Consider the following 16,796-nt stretch of genomic DNA (forward strand, 5'->3'; position numbering starts at 1 on the left):
TCAGGCAGCCTCTTCCGTGTCGGAATTGTTTTCGATGCGGATGCACATGCCTCCCGCTTCGGCACGATCGAGGAAGGCGTCGAAGGCCCCGAAGAAGACGGCGAGGAAGCCTGATGTCGAGCCGTCCCAGCCGGTCGCGGGCGGACGGCCAAAGTGCTTGGCGAGCAGGCGATAAAGCGCGCGGCGCGGCTGAGCGATCTTGTCGAGCGCCAGCACGCCGGCCTGGCGCAGGCAATACCAATCGGCGATCACCTCGATCATGTCGAGGCTGGCGGCGTCGTCAGGGGTAGCGATCGATCCTTGGCCGGAAGCGTTCGTCGTTTCGCCAGCGTCGAGCATCAGCTTGCAGACGGCAGCGACCGAAAGCCCGGATATTTCTTGGACGACCTCGGTGGGCCATTCCTTCAGAAAATAGCGATGCTGGACCAGGGCGCGCTTGTGTGCCTTCAGGAAGGAGCCGTAGTCCGCCGCCGCAAAGGCTGGATCCGCATCATCGCCGGCGCGCGCCGCCTCGCGACGATAGGCGCGCAGCACGCGTTGGTCGACGGCCATGTCTGACAGTTCAACGGTCTCAATGGACGCCGCCGATCGAGACGGTTCGATGATCTTGAAGGCTGGCGGAAAGGCCACGAGCGACGGAACGGCGACATTGATGAGCGAGTGGCCTCCGCGTGTGCGGCGCGTAACGCCTTCGACATGCAGGTGTCCGCTAAAATGCAGCGTCATGCCGGCGGTCATCAGTGCATCTGCGACCGCCTGCTGCGGCGTCCGGCGGGCGATGTTGGTCTCGCCGAAAAGAACGCTTTCGGCTCCGGTTGCGCCGTCGAAGGGGTCGAGCACCGGATAATGCGAGAACGCGAGCAGCGCTTTCCCGAGTTTCGCTGCGCGCGCGGACACGTCGGCAATCCAGTCGATGATGAATGGCTTCAGCTTGATGAGTGCGTTCCAGCCCGCGCCGGTGCTGTCGACGAAAGCGGTTTCATCGCCTTCTTCAAAGTGGCCGTCGCGCGGTTCGAAGATGTTGGCGTCGATCATCAGCAGCCAAAGGCCTGGCTCCGGCTCGACAAGATAAGAGGCGTCCATCAGCCGGTAGCTATTGCGACCGTCCGGGGAGGAGACCGGATAGAGCCGATCCTCGGCGCGATCTGAAGCCCCGAATGGGGTTTCCCAATGGAGATAGTCCGGCCGTCGGAAGTAGCCAAGACCAGCCATGGGGGCGAGACCCGTCGGGTATCCCTCGCAATACATCCGCGGCGTTGCGTAGCTGCCGGGGCCCGCCTTTCCTGCGTCGCTGGTGACGAAGACCCTGGCGTCGTTCCGGTCGAGAAATTGCTTGGTGTGGTGCCGCCCCGTGGGCCCGAAGATGTCGTGGTTTCCCGGAAGCGCATAAAAGCGCGTGCCATAGGTGCTCTCGTGCCCATCGAGAATGGTGCGCAGGCGCGCCGTTGTCTGCCTTTGCCCATCATCCGTGTAGTCGCCCAAAAGGACGACGTGGCGGATGCCGCGGCGCGCTACCTCGGCAAGCGCTTCGTCCAGGACCTTGGCGCTTTCGTTGAAGACGCGGGTGGATTCGCGCGTGTCGGTCCAGCTCCTGACCGCCAGCTTTTTGCCGTCGATCTCTATCCCAGGGAATTCGAAGTCGCCTTCAAGATCATGGAAATGCGCGTCGGCGATGACCGCGATCCGCGGCAAATCAGACATTGGCCTTCGCCTCCGCGCGGGAGGCTTCGACGAGGTCGATCCAGGCCGAAGCGCGGCGCGCTGCTTCATAGAGCATCGGCTTCGGTGTCTCGAACCATTCATCCGGCCGCAGTTCTCGATGCTCGCGGATATGGGCGACAGCTGCATCGAGTGTCGGAAACAGATGCGGCTGCTGTTTGTGCAGGAACAGCGCCACCAGCGATACGGAGCGGCTGCGCCCGCCGCGGCAATTGACGAGGATGTTTCCGCCATCGGTAAAGGGATAGGTTGCGCGCTTCGGCATCGTCTGGCGCAGCGCACCGTCGAGAATGTAGTAGGCACCTAGCATCATCGTGTCGGGGCTGCCGTCACCGTCGATCATGCCGAGCTTGTAATAGCGGATGGCCGCATAGCCGCTTGCGCAAAGGTCGTCATTGATGCTGACCTCTTCTTCACGCACGAGATTGATGTCGAGGTTGATTGCGCAATTGACGACAATGGAGATCCCGTGACGCTTGAGCAGGTCGAGGTCACGCGCGCCATCACTGCCGCCGATGTAGAGATCGGCGCTGTGCGGTCCGAGATCGCTGGCGATGAGACTGATAGCGGGCCGGGTATAGACCGGTGCGTCCATTGGATTTCCTCTTTCCTATGCAAACGGGTGGTAGGCGTCGTCAGGCTACTGCGGTTTCAGGCCAGCTGGAGCTCGGCGGTTTGTTCGCTTTCCCGCACCGGGATGCCTGAAGCCACACTCACGCCGCCGGCGATCGCCGGCGTCGATGCAAGCACCGGCCCGCCGTCGAGCAGGCTGCCGATCTCCATGAAGGGACACACAGTGCCGCCCGCCTCGGCAACGAGCAACAGTCCGGCAAGGCAATCCCACGAGTTCATGTGCAGTTCGACATAGGCATCGGAGCGACCATCCGCGACATAGGCAAGTGCCAGTGCGCCCGAAGCGCCACGCCGCACATTGGCGCCCTTCTCCAGCATCTGCCGCATCGTCTCCAGATAGGTCTCGTCCGGTACCCGCCGCGACCAGCCCATTTCGACCGAAGCGGCATCGAAGGTCGCCGTCGACGAGACCGTGATGGCCTTGTCGTTCAGCGTTGCACCTTCTCCCCGGCGGCAGAAATAGAGTTCGTCGTGGGCCGGATTGTAGATTGCGCCGATCTCCGCCCGCCCGTGCTCGACATAGGTTATGGAGATGCAGAAGTGCGGGATCCCGCGCGCAAAATTCGCCGTTCCATCGACGGGGTCGACGACCCAGACGCGATCGGCGATGGTGCCGCCGCCCTCCTCGCCGAGGAACGCATCGGCTGGAAAATGAGTGGCAATCGCGGCGCGAATATGGGCCTCGGAGGCCGCATCGGTTTCCGTCAAGAAATCCTGCGGGCCTTTTAAGGAGAAACCGCGCTCGGCGCTTGCCCTGAAACCGTCGAGCACCAGAGCGCCGGCAGAGCGGATGACATCCCGACACAACAGGGCCCGTCCGGTAAGGTCGTTGGAATAGCGCGGCTTGTGATCGTTCATCGGCGAAGCTCCATTGCACACGCGTGCATATTTGCACGCGTGTGCATGCCGTGCAAGTCGAAATTGCCGGTCCGTGCCCGTAAGATTGATCGGTCGCCGCGGTCGCACTCAGGTGGGCATCTGCGGCATTTCTGCAATATCCAAGCAGGCGCCGCCGACGTAGTGTCCACGCGTCGAATCTGAAGGCAGGGCGAATGACGACGATCACGATACAGGAAGCGCTCGACCGGGCGGGCACGGGCCCCTATCAAAGGCGCCTGATGGGCATATTCGGCCTGGTCTGGACGGCCGATGCCATGCAGGTACTCGCCGTCGGGTTCACCGCCGCCTCCATCGCCGCGACATTCGGCCTGACGATTCCCCAGGCGCTACAGACGGGCACGCTGTTTTTCCTGGGCATGCTGATCGGCGCCGTCGGCTTCGGCAGGCTTGCCGACCGGATCGGTCGCCGGCGGGTCCTGATCGTAACCGTCGCCTGCGACGCGGTCTTCGGCATCCTGTCGATCTTTGCTCCGAATTTCGCAGTCCTGCTTGTCCTGCGCTTCCTCACTGGCACTGCTGTCGGCGGCACACTTCCCGTCGATTATGCGATGATGTCGGAGTTCCTGCCCGCGCGCAGCCGCGGGCGATGGCTGGTGATGCTCGAAGGCTTCTGGGCTGTCGGCACGCTGATCGTCGCTTTGGCGGCATGGCTTATCGCTCTTGCCGGCCTTGCGGACGGATGGCGCTATATCTTCGCCGTCACGGCCATTCCGGCAGTCATTGGCGTCGGGCTTCGCTTCCTCGTGCCGGAATCACCGCTTTACCTGTTGCGCTCGGGCAAGGCGGAGGCAGCCAGGGCGATCGTCGATCGCATGCTGGCAGTCAACGGTCGGCCCCAACTCGAGCCGACCGTTTCGATCGCCCTGCCCGCGGCGACCGCCGATATCGGCATCTTTTCCAAGGACTTGCGTCGGCGCAGCCTCCTGATCCTTTCGGTCTGGTTTCTCGTCTCGGTCTCCTATTATGGGGTCTTTACCTGGATGCCGCCGCGGCTTGCCGGCGAAGGCTTCGGCTTCGTGCGCGGCTACGGCTTCCTCGTTCTCATCGCTCTGGCGCAAATCCCCGGCTATGCCCTTGCCGCCTACGGCGTCGAGAAGTGGGGACGGCGACCGACGCTGGTCGGTTTCTGCTTGCTGTCCGCCCTCAGTTGCCTGTTGTTCGTCGTCGCGGATGCGGCCTCGGTCGTTGCTGCCGCATTGCTGGTCATGAGCTTTGCACTGCTCGGCACCTGGGGCGCACTCTATGCCTACACGCCGGAACTCTATCCGACCGCCTCGCGCGCGACCGGCATGGGGGCGGCCGGCGGCATGGCCCGGCTCGGCGGCCTGCTTGCGCCTTCGCTCATCGGCTTGCTGGTGGCGAAGGGCTTCGCCCTGGCGATCGGCACCTTTGCCGGCTTGCTGCTTGTGGCGGCGATCGCCGCTGCGATGATCGATGCGGAAACCCGCGAGGTATCGCTGACCTGACGCGGTGCATTCTTTTCAGGTGCAGTTCGTCACAGTTCGGAAAACGGAACTGCGTTTCAAGGCGTTAGCCCCTCCCTTGCCTGTGAACAACCTGTGGACCAGCTGCGGACAGTGCTCGAAGTCCTGCCGTCCGCTGTTCGATCGTAAAAGCGGTCGTAGAATGGCTGTGCGGTCAAGCTCACGACCGTTAGTGTAGCAACTATCTCATCGGGGCCGGCACGTGTGCCGGTCCCGATTGTCTGCCAGAACGGATGTTCTTGGCGGCGTCCCCTCCCCCCACGGAAAGCTCTTTTGGCGCCGTTTGGCAGTTCAGGCTGACGACCGCGCTGCACGTCTTCCGTTTATGCATAGCTGCATTGCACAATAAATGTTTTCCAGCTGGTCAAAAATCAGGCATAAAGCACACAGCTGATGCACATGGCGGGTCTCCTCCCAGTCCGCCGCAGCAGCTGTTCCCCTCTGGAGGTTTTTGACCTTCACACCTTTATGGGCCGCGGTCTTCCGCTGGCCCTTTTTTCTTTTCTGCAACCCTTCACCTTCGGCAGGCTCCACGCCACTGTTGCTGCACGCGCAATTGCGTTTCGAAAAGACGTGTTCTGTAATGGGCCGCGTCATTGAGCGATGGAGGCGGGGGACCGGTGGAACCGACACATCTGTTCGAACTGGTGATCGGCATGTTTGTCGCGATCATCGCGCTGCACTACGTCGCGCATCGGCTCGGCCTGCCGCCGTCGGTGGCGCTTCTCAGCGGTGGCGCGATGCTCGCCTTCGTGCCCGGGCTGCCGGCCATCGCGGTCGACCCGGAACTGGTGCTCGTCATCTTCCTGCCGCCGCTGCTCCTCGATGGCGCCTGGACGATTGCGCTCGGCCGCCTGCGCCGTCACCTGATCGGCATTGCCTCGCTTGCGATCGGCGCCGTGTTTTTTACCGCGGCCGTCGTTGCCGTCGTGACCCACCTCATCTTCCCCTCCCTGCCCTGGGCCGCATGCGCCGCACTCGGGGCAATTGTCTCGCCGCCCGACGCCGTCTCGGCACGGGCCGTGCTGCAGCGCGTGAAGTTGCCGCGACGGCTGCAGATCCTGCTCGAAGGCGAAAGCCTGCTCAACGACGCAAGCGGCCTGGTGTTGTTCCGCTTCGCGATTGCCGCCGGCATCACAGGCGCTTTCAGTGCCAGCGAGGCGGTCGGAAACTTCTTCCTGCTGGCGATCGGCGGCGCCCTCGTCGGCGTGGTCATCGGTACGGCCTGGGTGCTGCTTGCCCGCCGTCTCGGGGATGAGTACCTGATCATCGCCGCCACGGCCCTTTTGTCCTGGACGTCCTATCTGCTCGGTGAGTTCCTGCATGTGTCCGGCGTGATCGCGACGGTCACCACCGGCCTCGTCGCCAGTTGGCATCAGCATACCGTGCTTTCGGCCGCCACCCGTATGCGCGGCTCCGCCTTCTGGACCGTCATCGTCTTCCTGATGGAGGCCGCGGTCTTCATCCTGATCGGCTTGTCACTTCGCGGCGTGGTCGAGCGTGGCGGCGGGTTCGAGACCGTCGCTGCGACCCTGGGATGGCCGATCTTCATGGTGCTGATCGCGCTCACCGTCGCCCGCTTCCTCTGGGTGTTCGGGTCCGACTTCGCAATCTGGCTCGGCAACAGACTGGGGCTTAAACGTTACAAGCCAGTCGGCGCACGCGGTGCGACCGTGCTTTCCTGGGCAGGTGTTCGCGGCGTGGTGACGCTTGCGCTTGCGCTGAGCGTGCCCGAGGGCTTTCCCGGCCGGGACTTCATTCTCGTGACTTCCTTTGCCGTGATCCTCGGAACGGTGCTGATCCAGGGAACGACGCTCGGGCGGGTGATTGCCTGGGCGAAGCTCGTCGAACCTTCGTCGGAAAAAGCGCCCCTCACCTTAAGCCAGGCCGAGGCGGCGATGGCCCAGGCGCAGCTCGTCACGATTCAAAGCCGCGCCTATGACACGGCGGGCAATCTCATCCATCCGCAATTGCTCGTCCGCTATCAGCGCCGCGCGGTTTCGATCGTCGACTATGCCGCGCGCACGGAGCATTACACGCCGATCCTGCACGCCCATTTCGATGTCGTGCTCGAAGCGGTCGCGACCGGGCGGCGCGAGCTCATCCGGCTTCATCGCGCCGGCGAAATCGACGATGAGACGCTGCACGAACTGGAGCGGGATCTCGACCTTGAAGAGTTGAGCGCAATATCAGCCAAGGCATGAGGCTCCTGCCTGAACGTTTCTTTCCATTTTGTCCTTTGACCTAACGGGCGGATGTCCTAGATGTCCGCCCATTGGCGCCAAGTATCGAGGAGCTTGAGAGCGATCAAAAAGTCAAAGGCGCCAAAACCACCAAAACCGAAGACGCTGTTGCAGAAGCTGGCTGCCTCGCCCGAGAAATTGTTTTCGGGTTCGTTTCGCCAGCAATGTGCAGCACTTTGCTATCGTTATGCGCCTGACGGGGCGATCGAGATCCTTCTGGTGACGTCGCGCGACAGCGGCCGATGGCTCATCCCAAAGGGCTGGCCGATGAAGCAGAAGGAACTGCACGAGGCCGCGGCGGTCGAAGCCCTTCAGGAAGCCGGTGTGCGCGGAAAAGTCCGCAAAAAGCCGGTCGGCAGCTATACCTACTTAAAGATGCTCGATGACGGCGACGTGGTGCCCTGTGTGGTTGATATCTTCCAGATCGAAGTTACCAAGCTGGCGGAAAAATACAAGGAGAAAGGCGAGCGTTTGCTCGCCTGGGTAAGCCCCGATGAAGCGGCGCGCCGCGTTCGTGAAATCGAACTTAAATCACTTCTGGTCGACTTCAAGCCACGGTGAGGTCACGCACCGTCGCGGATCATGTGCGTGGACGATAGCCGCGTTGCCGCTTGCTGCGGGTCAGGTTGAGGAAGAGTTTGACCGCGTCCTCTTCCTGCGCAAAATGGTGCACCATCATCTGACCGTGACTTCCGATCCGCCCCCAGCGCCGCGTCAGGCAGGCCTCGCCCAGAAGGGACATGGAGATCTGCATGGAGTAGTAGCGCGCCATGTTTCTGGCCGCGTCCCTTCGCTCGACATAGATCTGATAGGGTTGAACGATCGTCATGCGCGAAGATTCGGCGATCGGCGCGCAGAGGTCCAACGAGAGTTTTGAATCGGTCACCCCTGATCGATTCATTTTGGTGATCTGTCACGATCCTCGACGCGATGGGCAAGCGGCTGACGGGCGCGCCGCTAAAGGCCACCCAGACAAGCAAAGGCCGGAGCGGCAGGTACCGTTCCGGCCTTCGAAAATCTGAAGCCTTGGTTAGCCGGCGAACGTGTAGTCCGCGATCGACTGCGGTTTCATCTCGATCGAGAAACCCGGCCGCTGTGGCGGCATATAGGCGGCATTCTCGATGACGCAGGGATCGAGGAAGTGTTCGTGCAGATGGTCGACATATTCGATGACGCGACCATCCTTCGTGCCGGAAACCACGAGATAGTCGATCATCGACAGATGCTGGACATATTCGCACAAGCCCACGCCGCCGGCATGCGGCCAGACCGGCAGTTCGTATTTCGCCGCAACAAGCAGCACCGCCAAAACCTCGTTGAGGCCGCCCATGCGGCACGAGTCGATCTGGACGATGTCGATTGCGCCCTCCGCAATGAACTGCTTGAACATGATGCGGTTCTGGCACATCTCGCCGGTCGCGACCTTCACCGGCCCGATCGCTTCGCGGATCTTGCGGTGACCGGCAACGTCGTCGGGGCTCGTCGGCTCCTCGATGAAGAAGGGTTTGGCGAAAGCGAGTTGCTTGACCCAGTCGATCGCCTCCCCGACCTCCCAGACCTGGTTGGCGTCGATCATCAGGTAGCGGTCCGGCCCGATCACCTCGCGCGCGATTGTCAGTCGCCGGATGTCGTCGGCAAGATCGCGGCCGACCTTCATCTTGATATGGTTGAAGCCTTCGTCGATCGCCTCCTGGGCGAGCCGTCGGAGCTTGTCGTCGTCATAACCGAGCCAGCCCGCCGACGTCGTGTAGCAGGCGTAACCCTCCTGCTCGAGCGTCGCGATGCGCGCGGCCTTGCCGGGCTCGGCTTTCTTGAGGATCGCGACCGCTTCGTCACGGGTCAAGACATCCGTCATGTAGCGGTAGTCGACGATATCGGCGATCTCTTCCGGCGACATCTCGGCGACAAGCCGCCAGACGGGTTTGCCCGCTTCCTTGGCAAGCAGGTCCCAAACGGCGTTGACAACGGCGCCCGTTGCCAGATGCATCGCACCCTTTTCCGGGCCGATCCAGCGCAACTGACTGTCGCTGGTCAGGTGCCGCCAGAAGCGGCCGGGATGGGCGAGAATGTCTGAAGTATCCTGGCCGACGATCAGATGCCGCATGGCCTTGATCGCCATGCAGCAGATGTCGTTGCCACGACCGATGGTAAAGGTGAGACCATGCCCCGCAAGTCCCTCTTGATCGGTGTCGAGGATAACATAGGCCGCGGAGTAATCCGGGTCCGGGTTCATCGCGTCGGAACCGTCAAGGCTCTGCGAGGTCGGAAAGCGCAAGTCGAAGACGCGCAGATCGGTAATGCGGGTCATGGTCACTCCAGTCTTATGATCAATCGTCCGCGCGCACGGACTGCTTCTGGCTGCCGAGGCCCTCGATGCCGAGTTCGACGACGTCGCCGGCCTTGAGGTAACGCGGCGGCTTCATGCCCATGCCGACGCCGGGCGGCGTGCCCGTCGAGATGATGTCGCCCGGCTGCAGCGACATGAACTGCGACAGGTACGAAACGAGATAGGCAACGCCATAGACCATGGTCTTCGACGAGCCGTTCTGCATGGTCTCGCCGTTGACCTTCAGCCACATCGGCAGGTTCTGCGGATCGGCGATCTCGTCCTTGGTCACCAACCACGGGCCCGTCGGACCGAAGGTGTCGCAGGACTTGCCCTTGGTCCACTGGCCCTGGCGCTCGATCTGGAAGGCGCGCTCGGAGACGTCATGCACGGTGCAATAGCCAGCGACATAGTCGAGGGCTTCGGCTTCGGTGACGTACTTCGCCTTGCGGCCGATGACGACGCCGAGTTCCACTTCCCAGTCGGTCTTTTCCGAGCCGCGCGGGATGATCAGGTCGTCATTCGGGCCGACGATCGCCGAGGTCGCCTTCATGAAGATGATCGGTTCGGAGGGAACCTTGGCGCCCGTCTCGGCGGCATGGTCGGAATAGTTAAGGCCGATGCAGATGAACTTGCCGGTACCGGCCACGCAAGGGCCGAGCCGCTGGTTGCCATCGACAGCCGGAAGGCCGGCGAGATCGAGCGCCTTGAGTTCGGCGAGTTTGTCCGGGTCGAGTGCTGCACCGGAGAGATCGGCGACGTGGCCGGAGAGATCGCGCAAGGTGCCGTTCGCGTCAAGGATGCCCGGCTTTTCCTGGCCCGGGAGGCCGTAACGAAGAAGTTTCATGTGTCTGCTTCCTGCTTGTCTGTTGTCAGATGGTCCAGCCGCCATCGATGGCATAGGCCTGGCCGGTCGTATAGGTGGCGCCCGCGAGATGGACGGCAAGGTCGGCAATCTCTTCCGGCGTACCGAGGCGCCCCATCGGCTGGCGTGCGATGAAGGCGGCGCGCGCCGTTTCATAGTCGCCCTGGGCGCGCATGCGGTCCTGGAGCGACGGGCTTTCGACAGTGCCCGGGCAAATCGCGTTGCAGCGAATACCTTCAGAGACATAGTCGGCGGCAACGGCCTTGGTGAGGCCGATAACGGCCGCTTTGGTCACGCCATAGGCAAACCGGTTCGGCACGCCTTTGATGCTGGAAGCGACCGAAGCCATGTTGATGATGGCGCCGTCCTTGCGCTGAAGCATCGCCGGCAATACGGCGCGGATGGTGCGGATCATCGCCTTGACGTTGAGATCGAGGGCGAATTCCAGGTCGGAATCCTTCATCTCCAGGATCGAGCCGGCATGCACGAAACCGGCGCAGTTGAAGAGGACATCGACGGCGCCGATCTTGGCGACCAGCGCTTCGACGGCTTGCGTGTCCAGCACGTCCAGCCGGTGCGTCACGACATCGGCTTCCTTGGCGAGCGCGCCAAGCGCATCCGCATTGATATCCGTCGCATGTACTTTCGCGCCGGCCTTTGCGAAGGCCAAAGCCGAAGCGCGGCCGATGCCTTGGGCAGCAGCCGTAATCAGGACGACCTTGCCTTTAAGATCCGCTGTCATTCTCGATCCCTCATGCTTTGCGTTCGACGACCAGGATATGGTCGGCGGCGAGAACGACCTCGCCACGCTGGTTGATAACTTCACACCGTTCCACGACGCGCCCCGCCTTCGGGCGCTTCGGATCGTCCTCCTTGGCGGAGATCGTGACGCGCGTGCGGATCGTATCGCCGATATGAACCGGACGCACGAAGCGCAGACGATCATAGCCGTAGGAAAAGGCAACCGGATTGATCAGCGACGCGGTGAGGCCGACGCCGATCGAAAAGATCATGGTGCCGTGGGCGATGCGCTGGCCGCCCGGAAGGGTCTTGGCGAACTCCGCGTCCATATGGTGCGGAAAGAAATCGCCGGTATGGCCTGCATGGACGACAAAGTCGGTCTCGGTGATCGTCCGGCCCGTCGTCAGCCGCTCATGTCCGAGTTCATAGTCTTCGAAATGGATGATCTGCTCTGACATCTTAGTGTCCCGGAAGCGGTGCGATCGCCGTTGCCGGCGTGGCACTCGATTGATAGGCGGCCTCGACCAGGGCCATCGTCTGCCAGGCGTCCTCGACCGAGCCGATCAGTTCCTGGTCCTCGCCTGTCGCAAAGCGCTGCAGGTTGGCCATGCGGTTGACGAAGGCGTCCGGGAACCAGGCACCTTCGAGCGGCACCGAAACCCATTCGCTGCCGCCGGCCGGTCGGATCCAAAGCTCATCCGGCTCGCCCTTGGGATAGTCGAGATTGACGCCGAGCTTCACATAGGCAGCACCCGACGTGCCCGAGATGCGGAACTCGCAGGCCTGGAACCTGCGGCCGAAATCATGGTCGTGATTGACCGAAAGCACGCAGCGCACGCGATCACCATAATCGAGGATCGCAGCCGTCCGCGTCTGCGCGACCTCGTGGTTCGGATGGCCGATCGTCTTGGCGTGAACGCCTTGAGGATTGCCGAGCAGGCCGCGCACGAGATCCAGGTAGTGGATGGAGTGCATGGCGATCTCGATGCGCGGCAGGCCCTTCAAGAAAGGCCAAAGTCCCCACGGGGTCGCAAGTGCCAGCCAAGCGTCGAAATCGACGACCTCGCCAAGGTATCCCTTGGCGATCGCGTCTTTCAACGCCAGCATCATCGGCGCGAAGCGAAGCTGGAAATTGACGGCAGCCTTCAGCTTGCGCGCGCGGCAGATCTCGAGAATTTCTGTAGCGGCGTTGAGATCCGAGCCCATCGGCTTCTGGATCAGCGCGGCGGCACCGATCGGCAGCCTACCGAGGATTGCGGCATGGGCAGCGGGCGGGGTGGCGAGGTCGAAGATCGCATCGGCGACCGCAAGCGCATCCGCCTCATTGTCGAAGGCGTGGATGCCCCAGGCGTCCGCAAGCTTGGCGGCCTTCCCCCGGTCAGGGTCATAGATGCCGGCGACCGGAAATCCCGCCTTGCGATAGGCTGGCAGATGCGCGTCGCCGACGATGCTGCCGGCGCCGAAAATCACGATCGGCCGCGGCCTTGCCGGTTTCGGCCACCACTGGCGGAGTGCGCTTGGGTCGAAGCCGTCAGCCATGATGGAAAACCTCTTCCATCATCGCCCACCACTCGCCGTCCTTGCGCGTATCGAGCGGCTTCTGGCAGGGCATGCAAACCGACCACCATTCCCGGTTCTTCGGATGCGCGGCCATCTTCGCCATGTCCGCCTCGAAATCCGAGCCGACATATTCCCAATAGCCGAACAGCAGGTTCTCCGGCTCTTTCAGGAAGATCGAGTAGTTGGTGACGTTGCACTCGGAGATCAGCGCAAGGATCTGCGGCCAGACGGCGGCGTGCAAGGCCTTGTATTCGGCGATCTTCGCCGGCTCTAGGCCGATCACCATTCCCATTCGCTGCATGATGACCTCCCTGCCCTAGCCGCGGAACTCGCGGGTGAACTCACCGATCGAGCGGGCGCGCACGGCATCCCAGTCCCAGGCAATGCCGATGCCCGGTTCCGAAGGCGCCAGGGCGCGGCCGTTCCTGATCTCCATGCCCTTGGTCGTCAGGTCGTCGAGCTGCGGAATGTACTCGACATATTTGCCGTTGGGCACGGCGCAGACGAGGCTGACATGCAGTTCCATCAGGAAGTGCGGGCACACCGGGATATCGAAGGCTTCCGCCGCATGCGCCACCTTCAGCCAAGGCGTGATGCCGCCGATGCGGGCGACGTCCACCTGCACGATCGAGCAGGCGCCCTTCTGCATGTACTCGCGGAAGTGGCGGATCGAATACATGGATTCGCCAACCGCAATCGGCGTCGGCGTCGAGCGCGTCAGCCTTATATGGCCATCGAGATCGTCGGCCGGCAGCGGCTCCTCGATCCAGGCAAGGTCGAGCTCCTTCAGCCGCGACGCGCGGCGGATCGCCTCATCGACGGTGAAACCCTGATTGCAGTCGGTCATGATCTCGAAGCCGTCGCCGAGCGCCTTGCGCATCGCCGACAGACGATCGTAATCCTCCGAACCGTGCGGCTTGCCGATCTTCACCTTCGAACCGGAAAAACCCTTGGCCTTGGCGGCAAGCGCGTCTTCGACCAGCGCTTCCTTTTCGATGTGCAGCCAGCCGCCCTCGGTGGTGTAGAGGGGGCAGCTTTCCTTGGCGCCGCCGGCAAGCTTCCAGAGCGGCAGCTTCTGCTTCTTGGCGCGCAGGTCCCAGAGCGCCGTGTCGACGGCGGCAAGCGCCAGCGCCGTAATCGCACCGATGGTCGTTGCGTGCGTGGCAAACTCCATCTTGTGCCAGATCGCCTCGATGCAATCGGCATCCTCGCCGATCAGGATCGGAACGAGGTGATCGGAGAGCAGCCGCATCACCGAGGAGCCGCCGGTGCCGATCGTGTAGCTGTAACCGGTGCCCGTCGCCCCATCGCTGTCGGTGATGGTGACGATCGGGGTTTCCTGGCTGACGAAGCTTTGGATCGCATCGGTCCGCTTCACCTTCGGCGGCAGATCGACCATGCGCAGTTCAATTTTCTCGATTCTTGCCATGTCAGCCTTCCAGAGCCTTGCCGGTATCGATGTCGAAAAGATGGGCGCGCGACAGGTCGAAGCTCATGCGCACTTTCTCGCCTGGGCCAAGTGGGCGCGGATTGAGCATGCGCGAGACCCAATCGCGGCCGTTGAATTGAATGAAGACGAGCGTTTCGTTGCCGAGCGGTTCGGTGATCGATACCGGCAGCTCCACCTCGTGCACGGCTGCCGGATCGCCGGCATGCAGGCCATGGCCGCTTGGATAGATGTCGTCGGGTCTGAGGCCGAACGTGACCTTCTGGCCCGGGCGCAGCGCGTTTACAAACCGCGGCGGGATCGGCAGCCGCGCGCCGCTTACAAAGACCAGTGTACCGTTGTCGACGATCGCCTCGTCCATGTTCATCGGCGGCGAGCCAATGAAGCCGGCGACGAACTTGGTGGCAGGACGCTGGAACACCTCTTCGGGTGTGCCGACCTGTTCGATATAGCCGTCGCGCATGATGACGATGCGGTCCGACAAGGTCATCGCCTCGACCTGGTCGTGGGTGACGTAGATCATCGTTGCCTGCATGCGGGCATGCAGCTTCTTGATCTCGGTGCGGACTTGCGTCCTGAGCTTGGCGTCGAGGTTCGACAGAGGCTCATCGAACAGGAAGACATCCGGCTGGCGCACGATGGCGCGGCCCATGGCGACACGCTGGCGCTGGCCGCCGGAAAGCTGCGACGGGCGGCGTTCGAGCAGATGGCTGAGATCGAGGATGGCTGCCGCTTCGTCGACCCGCGTCTTGATCTCATCGGCCGAGCGCGCGGCGATCTTCAGGGAAAAGCCCATGTTTTCGGCGACCGTCATATGCGGATAGAGCGCATAGGACTGGAAGACCATGGAGATATTGCGCGCCCGCGGCGGCAGGTCGTTGACCTTCTTTCCGCCGATTTCGATCGCGCCGTCGCTGACGTCTTCGAGGCCGGCGATCATGCGCAGCGTCGTCGACTTGCCGCAGCCGGACGGGCCGACGAGCGCGATGAACTCGCGGTCCTTCACTTCGAGGTCGATGCCGTGGACGACCTCGAGCGCGCCGTAGCGCTTGACCAGTTTCCTGAGGGTAACAGGAGCCATGAACGATTATCCTTTCACCGCGCCGAAGGTGAGGCCCGAAACGAGGTGCTTCTGAATGATGAAGGTAAGGGTCAGCGCCGGGATGATCATCACGACGGCGAGCGCACACATGCCGCGCCAGTCGATGGTGAATTCGGCGGTATAGTCGAGAAGCCCGACCGGGAGGGTCTTGGAATTGACCGAGCGGGTGATCTGCGAGGCAAGCGCATATTCGTTCCAGGAGGTCAGGAATGCGAAGATGCCGGCAGATGCGATGCCGGGACCGGCAAGCGGAAACTCCACCTGCCAGAAGGCCTGCCAGGGCGTGCAGCCGTCGATCTGCGCGGCCTCGGCGAGATCCTTCGGCACCTGGCGAAAGAAGCCGTCGATCAGCCAGATGGTGAAGGGCACGTTGAGCGCCACGTAGGTCAGGATCAGCGAGAAGTGGGTGTCGATGATCCCGGTGCGGGCATAGAGCATGAAGAGCGGCAGCGAGAGCGCGATACCGGGCACCGCGCGCGTCAGCATGAAGCCGAGGAAGATCGCCGACTTCGCCTTGAAGCGATAGCGGGCGAAGGCGTAGCCGCCGGCCATGCCGATCGCGAGCGCAATTACCGTCGAGGTCACCGAGATGATCAGCGAGTTGCGGAAATAGTCCCAGACGGGCACGCCACCCTGCCCTGCGCCTGAAAACATGGCGCGGTAGGCATCGAGCGAAATGCTCTCGGGGATCCAGACCGGTGGTTTCGCCATGATCTCGACGGTCGGGCGTAGCGACGACAGCACGATCCAGAGGCCGGGGAGGCAGATCACGGCCATTGCGAGGAACAGGCCGATCAGGTGCACCGTCTTCAACAGGCGACGGCGCAGGCGGTGCGAAGCGTTGATATCCATTACCACTCGGCTCCGATCTGCTGGCGCGCCGCGGCGAGCTTGCGGAAGAAATAGACGGTGAAGACGATCGACAGGAGGATCGCGACATAGGCCATGGCGTTGGCGAGTCCCATGCGGGCGTCCGCATAGGCCGTGCGGCCGACGAGCGTCCACAGCAGCTCCGTGCGCTTGGCCGGGCCACCATCGGTCATGATCTTGACGATGTCATAGGCGCGGGCGACGTCGAGTGAGCGGATCGTCATGGCGATGAAGGCGAACGGCATCAGATAGGGCCAGGTGACATAGCGGAAGGTCTGCCACGGCGTACAGCCGTCGACATGGGCCGCCTCGACCGGGTCCTTCGGCATGGCAAGCAGGCCGGCGAGGATCAGGATGGCAAAGACCGCGGTCGAGGACCAGACTTCGGCGATGATGATCGAAAGCAGCGCAAGATTGCCGTCGATCAGCCACGGGATCGCCTGATCCGTCAGTCCCAGCGACTGCAACGCATTGTTGACGAAGCCGATATTGTCGTTGAACAGGAACTTGAACTGGAAGCCGACGAGCACCGGCGAAAACATCATCGGAAACATCATCATGGTGCGCAGCAGGCGCTGGCCATGGGTCGCCTTGTTGACGAGCAGGGCCAGCCCGAGACCGAGCAGCATTTCGGCGTTGAGCGCCACGGTGAGCAACAGCACAGTGCGGCCAAAGGCGACCCAGAACTCAGCATTGCCGAGCACGGTTGCGTAATTGCGCAGGCCGACAAAGACCCACAACGTCTCCGGTTTGGTCAAGCGGAACGGCGTAAAGCTCGAATAGAAGGAAAAGAGGAGCGGCAACACGATCACCGCCGCGAGCACGACAAAGGCCGGAAGCAGAAGCAGGGCCGGTGCTGACAATTTCTTGAGCTTCATCGGGCAGTCCTGAGGATTGCATGAAATG

At 62.6% G+C, this 16,796-nt stretch carries 17 protein-coding genes; 3 read left to right on the plus strand and 14 right to left on the minus strand.

The window, feature by feature from the left end:
• From ACIQUG_RS31855 to ACIQUG_RS31865, 3 genes are read right to left on the minus strand one after another with little or no spacing between them, the layout of a single operon-like run.
• Complete coding sequence (locus tag ACIQUG_RS31855; protein ID WP_402326265.1) at window positions 1-1,701, minus strand: metallophosphoesterase family protein; 1,701 nt, start codon at window positions 1,699-1,701, stop codon at window positions 1-3.
• A complete protein-coding gene (locus ACIQUG_RS31860) occupies window positions 1,694-2,314 on the minus strand; it encodes a dual specificity protein phosphatase family protein (RefSeq protein WP_402326266.1) in 621 nt (206 codons plus the stop codon). The genes ACIQUG_RS31855 and ACIQUG_RS31860 overlap by 8 nt, the downstream gene beginning before the upstream one ends.
• A 56-nt stretch (window positions 2,315-2,370) precedes the next feature.
• A complete protein-coding gene (locus ACIQUG_RS31865; RefSeq protein WP_402326268.1) occupies window positions 2,371-3,210 on the minus strand; it encodes an inositol monophosphatase family protein in 840 nt (279 codons plus the stop codon).
• A 194-nt stretch (window positions 3,211-3,404) separates the two neighbouring features.
• On the opposite strand from ACIQUG_RS31865, the gene ACIQUG_RS31870 reads away from it, so the two are divergent.
• The 3 genes from ACIQUG_RS31870 to ACIQUG_RS31880 all read left to right on the plus strand — a co-directional run bounded on the left by ACIQUG_RS31870 (window position 3,405) and on the right by ACIQUG_RS31880 (window position 7,540).
• Window positions 3,405-4,718 carry an MFS transporter gene (locus ACIQUG_RS31870; protein ID WP_402326269.1) on the plus strand — a complete coding sequence of 438 codons (1,314 nt, stop codon included), beginning with the start codon at window positions 3,405-3,407 and terminating at the stop codon, window positions 4,716-4,718.
• A 638-nt stretch (window positions 4,719-5,356) separates the two neighbouring features.
• Window positions 5,357-6,940, plus strand: a complete 1,584-nt coding sequence (locus tag ACIQUG_RS31875; RefSeq protein WP_402326271.1) for a Na+/H+ antiporter — start codon at window positions 5,357-5,359, stop codon at window positions 6,938-6,940.
• A 93-nt stretch (window positions 6,941-7,033) separates the two neighbouring features.
• Window positions 7,034-7,540: an NUDIX hydrolase gene (locus tag ACIQUG_RS31880; protein ID WP_402326438.1), complete on the plus strand. Its 507-nt coding sequence runs from the start codon at window positions 7,034-7,036 to the stop codon at window positions 7,538-7,540.
• A 19-nt stretch (window positions 7,541-7,559) separates the two neighbouring features.
• Here ACIQUG_RS31880 and ACIQUG_RS31885 read toward each other — a convergent pair whose 3' ends face one another.
• The 11 genes from ACIQUG_RS31885 to ACIQUG_RS31935 all read right to left on the minus strand — a co-directional run bounded on the left by ACIQUG_RS31885 (window position 7,560) and on the right by ACIQUG_RS31935 (window position 16,768).
• Window positions 7,560-7,808 (minus strand): WGR domain-containing protein, encoded by a 249-nt coding sequence (locus ACIQUG_RS31885; protein ID WP_402326273.1) that lies wholly within the window; start codon window positions 7,806-7,808, stop codon window positions 7,560-7,562.
• A 201-nt stretch (window positions 7,809-8,009) separates the two neighbouring features.
• Window positions 8,010-9,287, minus strand: a complete 1,278-nt coding sequence (locus tag ACIQUG_RS31890; protein ID WP_402326275.1) for an L-fuconate dehydratase — start codon at window positions 9,285-9,287, stop codon at window positions 8,010-8,012.
• 19 nt (window positions 9,288-9,306) lie between these two features.
• On the minus strand, window positions 9,307-10,152 hold the full coding sequence (locus tag ACIQUG_RS31895; protein ID WP_402326276.1) for a fumarylacetoacetate hydrolase family protein: 846 nt from the start codon (window positions 10,150-10,152) through the stop codon (window positions 9,307-9,309).
• A 25-nt stretch (window positions 10,153-10,177) separates the two neighbouring features.
• On the minus strand, window positions 10,178-10,912 hold the full coding sequence (locus tag ACIQUG_RS31900; RefSeq protein WP_402326278.1) for an SDR family oxidoreductase: 735 nt from the start codon (window positions 10,910-10,912) through the stop codon (window positions 10,178-10,180).
• A 10-nt stretch (window positions 10,913-10,922) separates the two neighbouring features.
• Window positions 10,923-11,369 (minus strand): MaoC/PaaZ C-terminal domain-containing protein, encoded by a 447-nt coding sequence (locus ACIQUG_RS31905; RefSeq protein ID WP_043619367.1) that lies wholly within the window; start codon window positions 11,367-11,369, stop codon window positions 10,923-10,925.
• A 1-nt stretch (window position 11,370) separates the two neighbouring features.
• On the minus strand, window positions 11,371-12,450 hold the full coding sequence (locus tag ACIQUG_RS31910) for a Gfo/Idh/MocA family protein (RefSeq protein WP_402326281.1): 1,080 nt from the start codon (window positions 12,448-12,450) through the stop codon (window positions 11,371-11,373).
• A complete protein-coding gene (locus ACIQUG_RS31915) occupies window positions 12,443-12,772 on the minus strand; it encodes an L-rhamnose mutarotase (RefSeq protein ID WP_402326283.1) in 330 nt (109 codons plus the stop codon). The genes ACIQUG_RS31910 and ACIQUG_RS31915 overlap by 8 nt, the downstream gene beginning before the upstream one ends.
• Before the next feature lie 15 nt (window positions 12,773-12,787).
• Entirely contained in the window at window positions 12,788-13,900 is a 1,113-nt protein-coding gene (locus ACIQUG_RS31920) for a mandelate racemase/muconate lactonizing enzyme family protein (RefSeq protein ID WP_402326285.1), read from the minus strand.
• A gap of 1 nt (window position 13,901) precedes the next feature.
• Window positions 13,902-14,999 carry an ABC transporter ATP-binding protein gene (locus ACIQUG_RS31925; RefSeq protein ID WP_402326286.1) on the minus strand — a complete coding sequence of 366 codons (1,098 nt, stop codon included), beginning with the start codon at window positions 14,997-14,999 and terminating at the stop codon, window positions 13,902-13,904.
• 6 nt (window positions 15,000-15,005) lie between these two features.
• Window positions 15,006-15,872, minus strand: a complete 867-nt coding sequence (locus tag ACIQUG_RS31930; protein ID WP_043619379.1) for a carbohydrate ABC transporter permease — start codon at window positions 15,870-15,872, stop codon at window positions 15,006-15,008.
• A complete protein-coding gene (locus ACIQUG_RS31935) occupies window positions 15,872-16,768 on the minus strand; it encodes a carbohydrate ABC transporter permease (protein ID WP_034796432.1) in 897 nt (298 codons plus the stop codon). The genes ACIQUG_RS31930 and ACIQUG_RS31935 overlap by 1 nt, the downstream gene beginning before the upstream one ends.
• Window positions 16,769-16,796 lie beyond the last annotated feature (28 nt).

It is taken from the genome of Ensifer sp. NPDC090286, assembly GCF_044769565.1.
Classification (GTDB): Bacteria; Pseudomonadota; Alphaproteobacteria; order Rhizobiales; family Rhizobiaceae; genus Ensifer.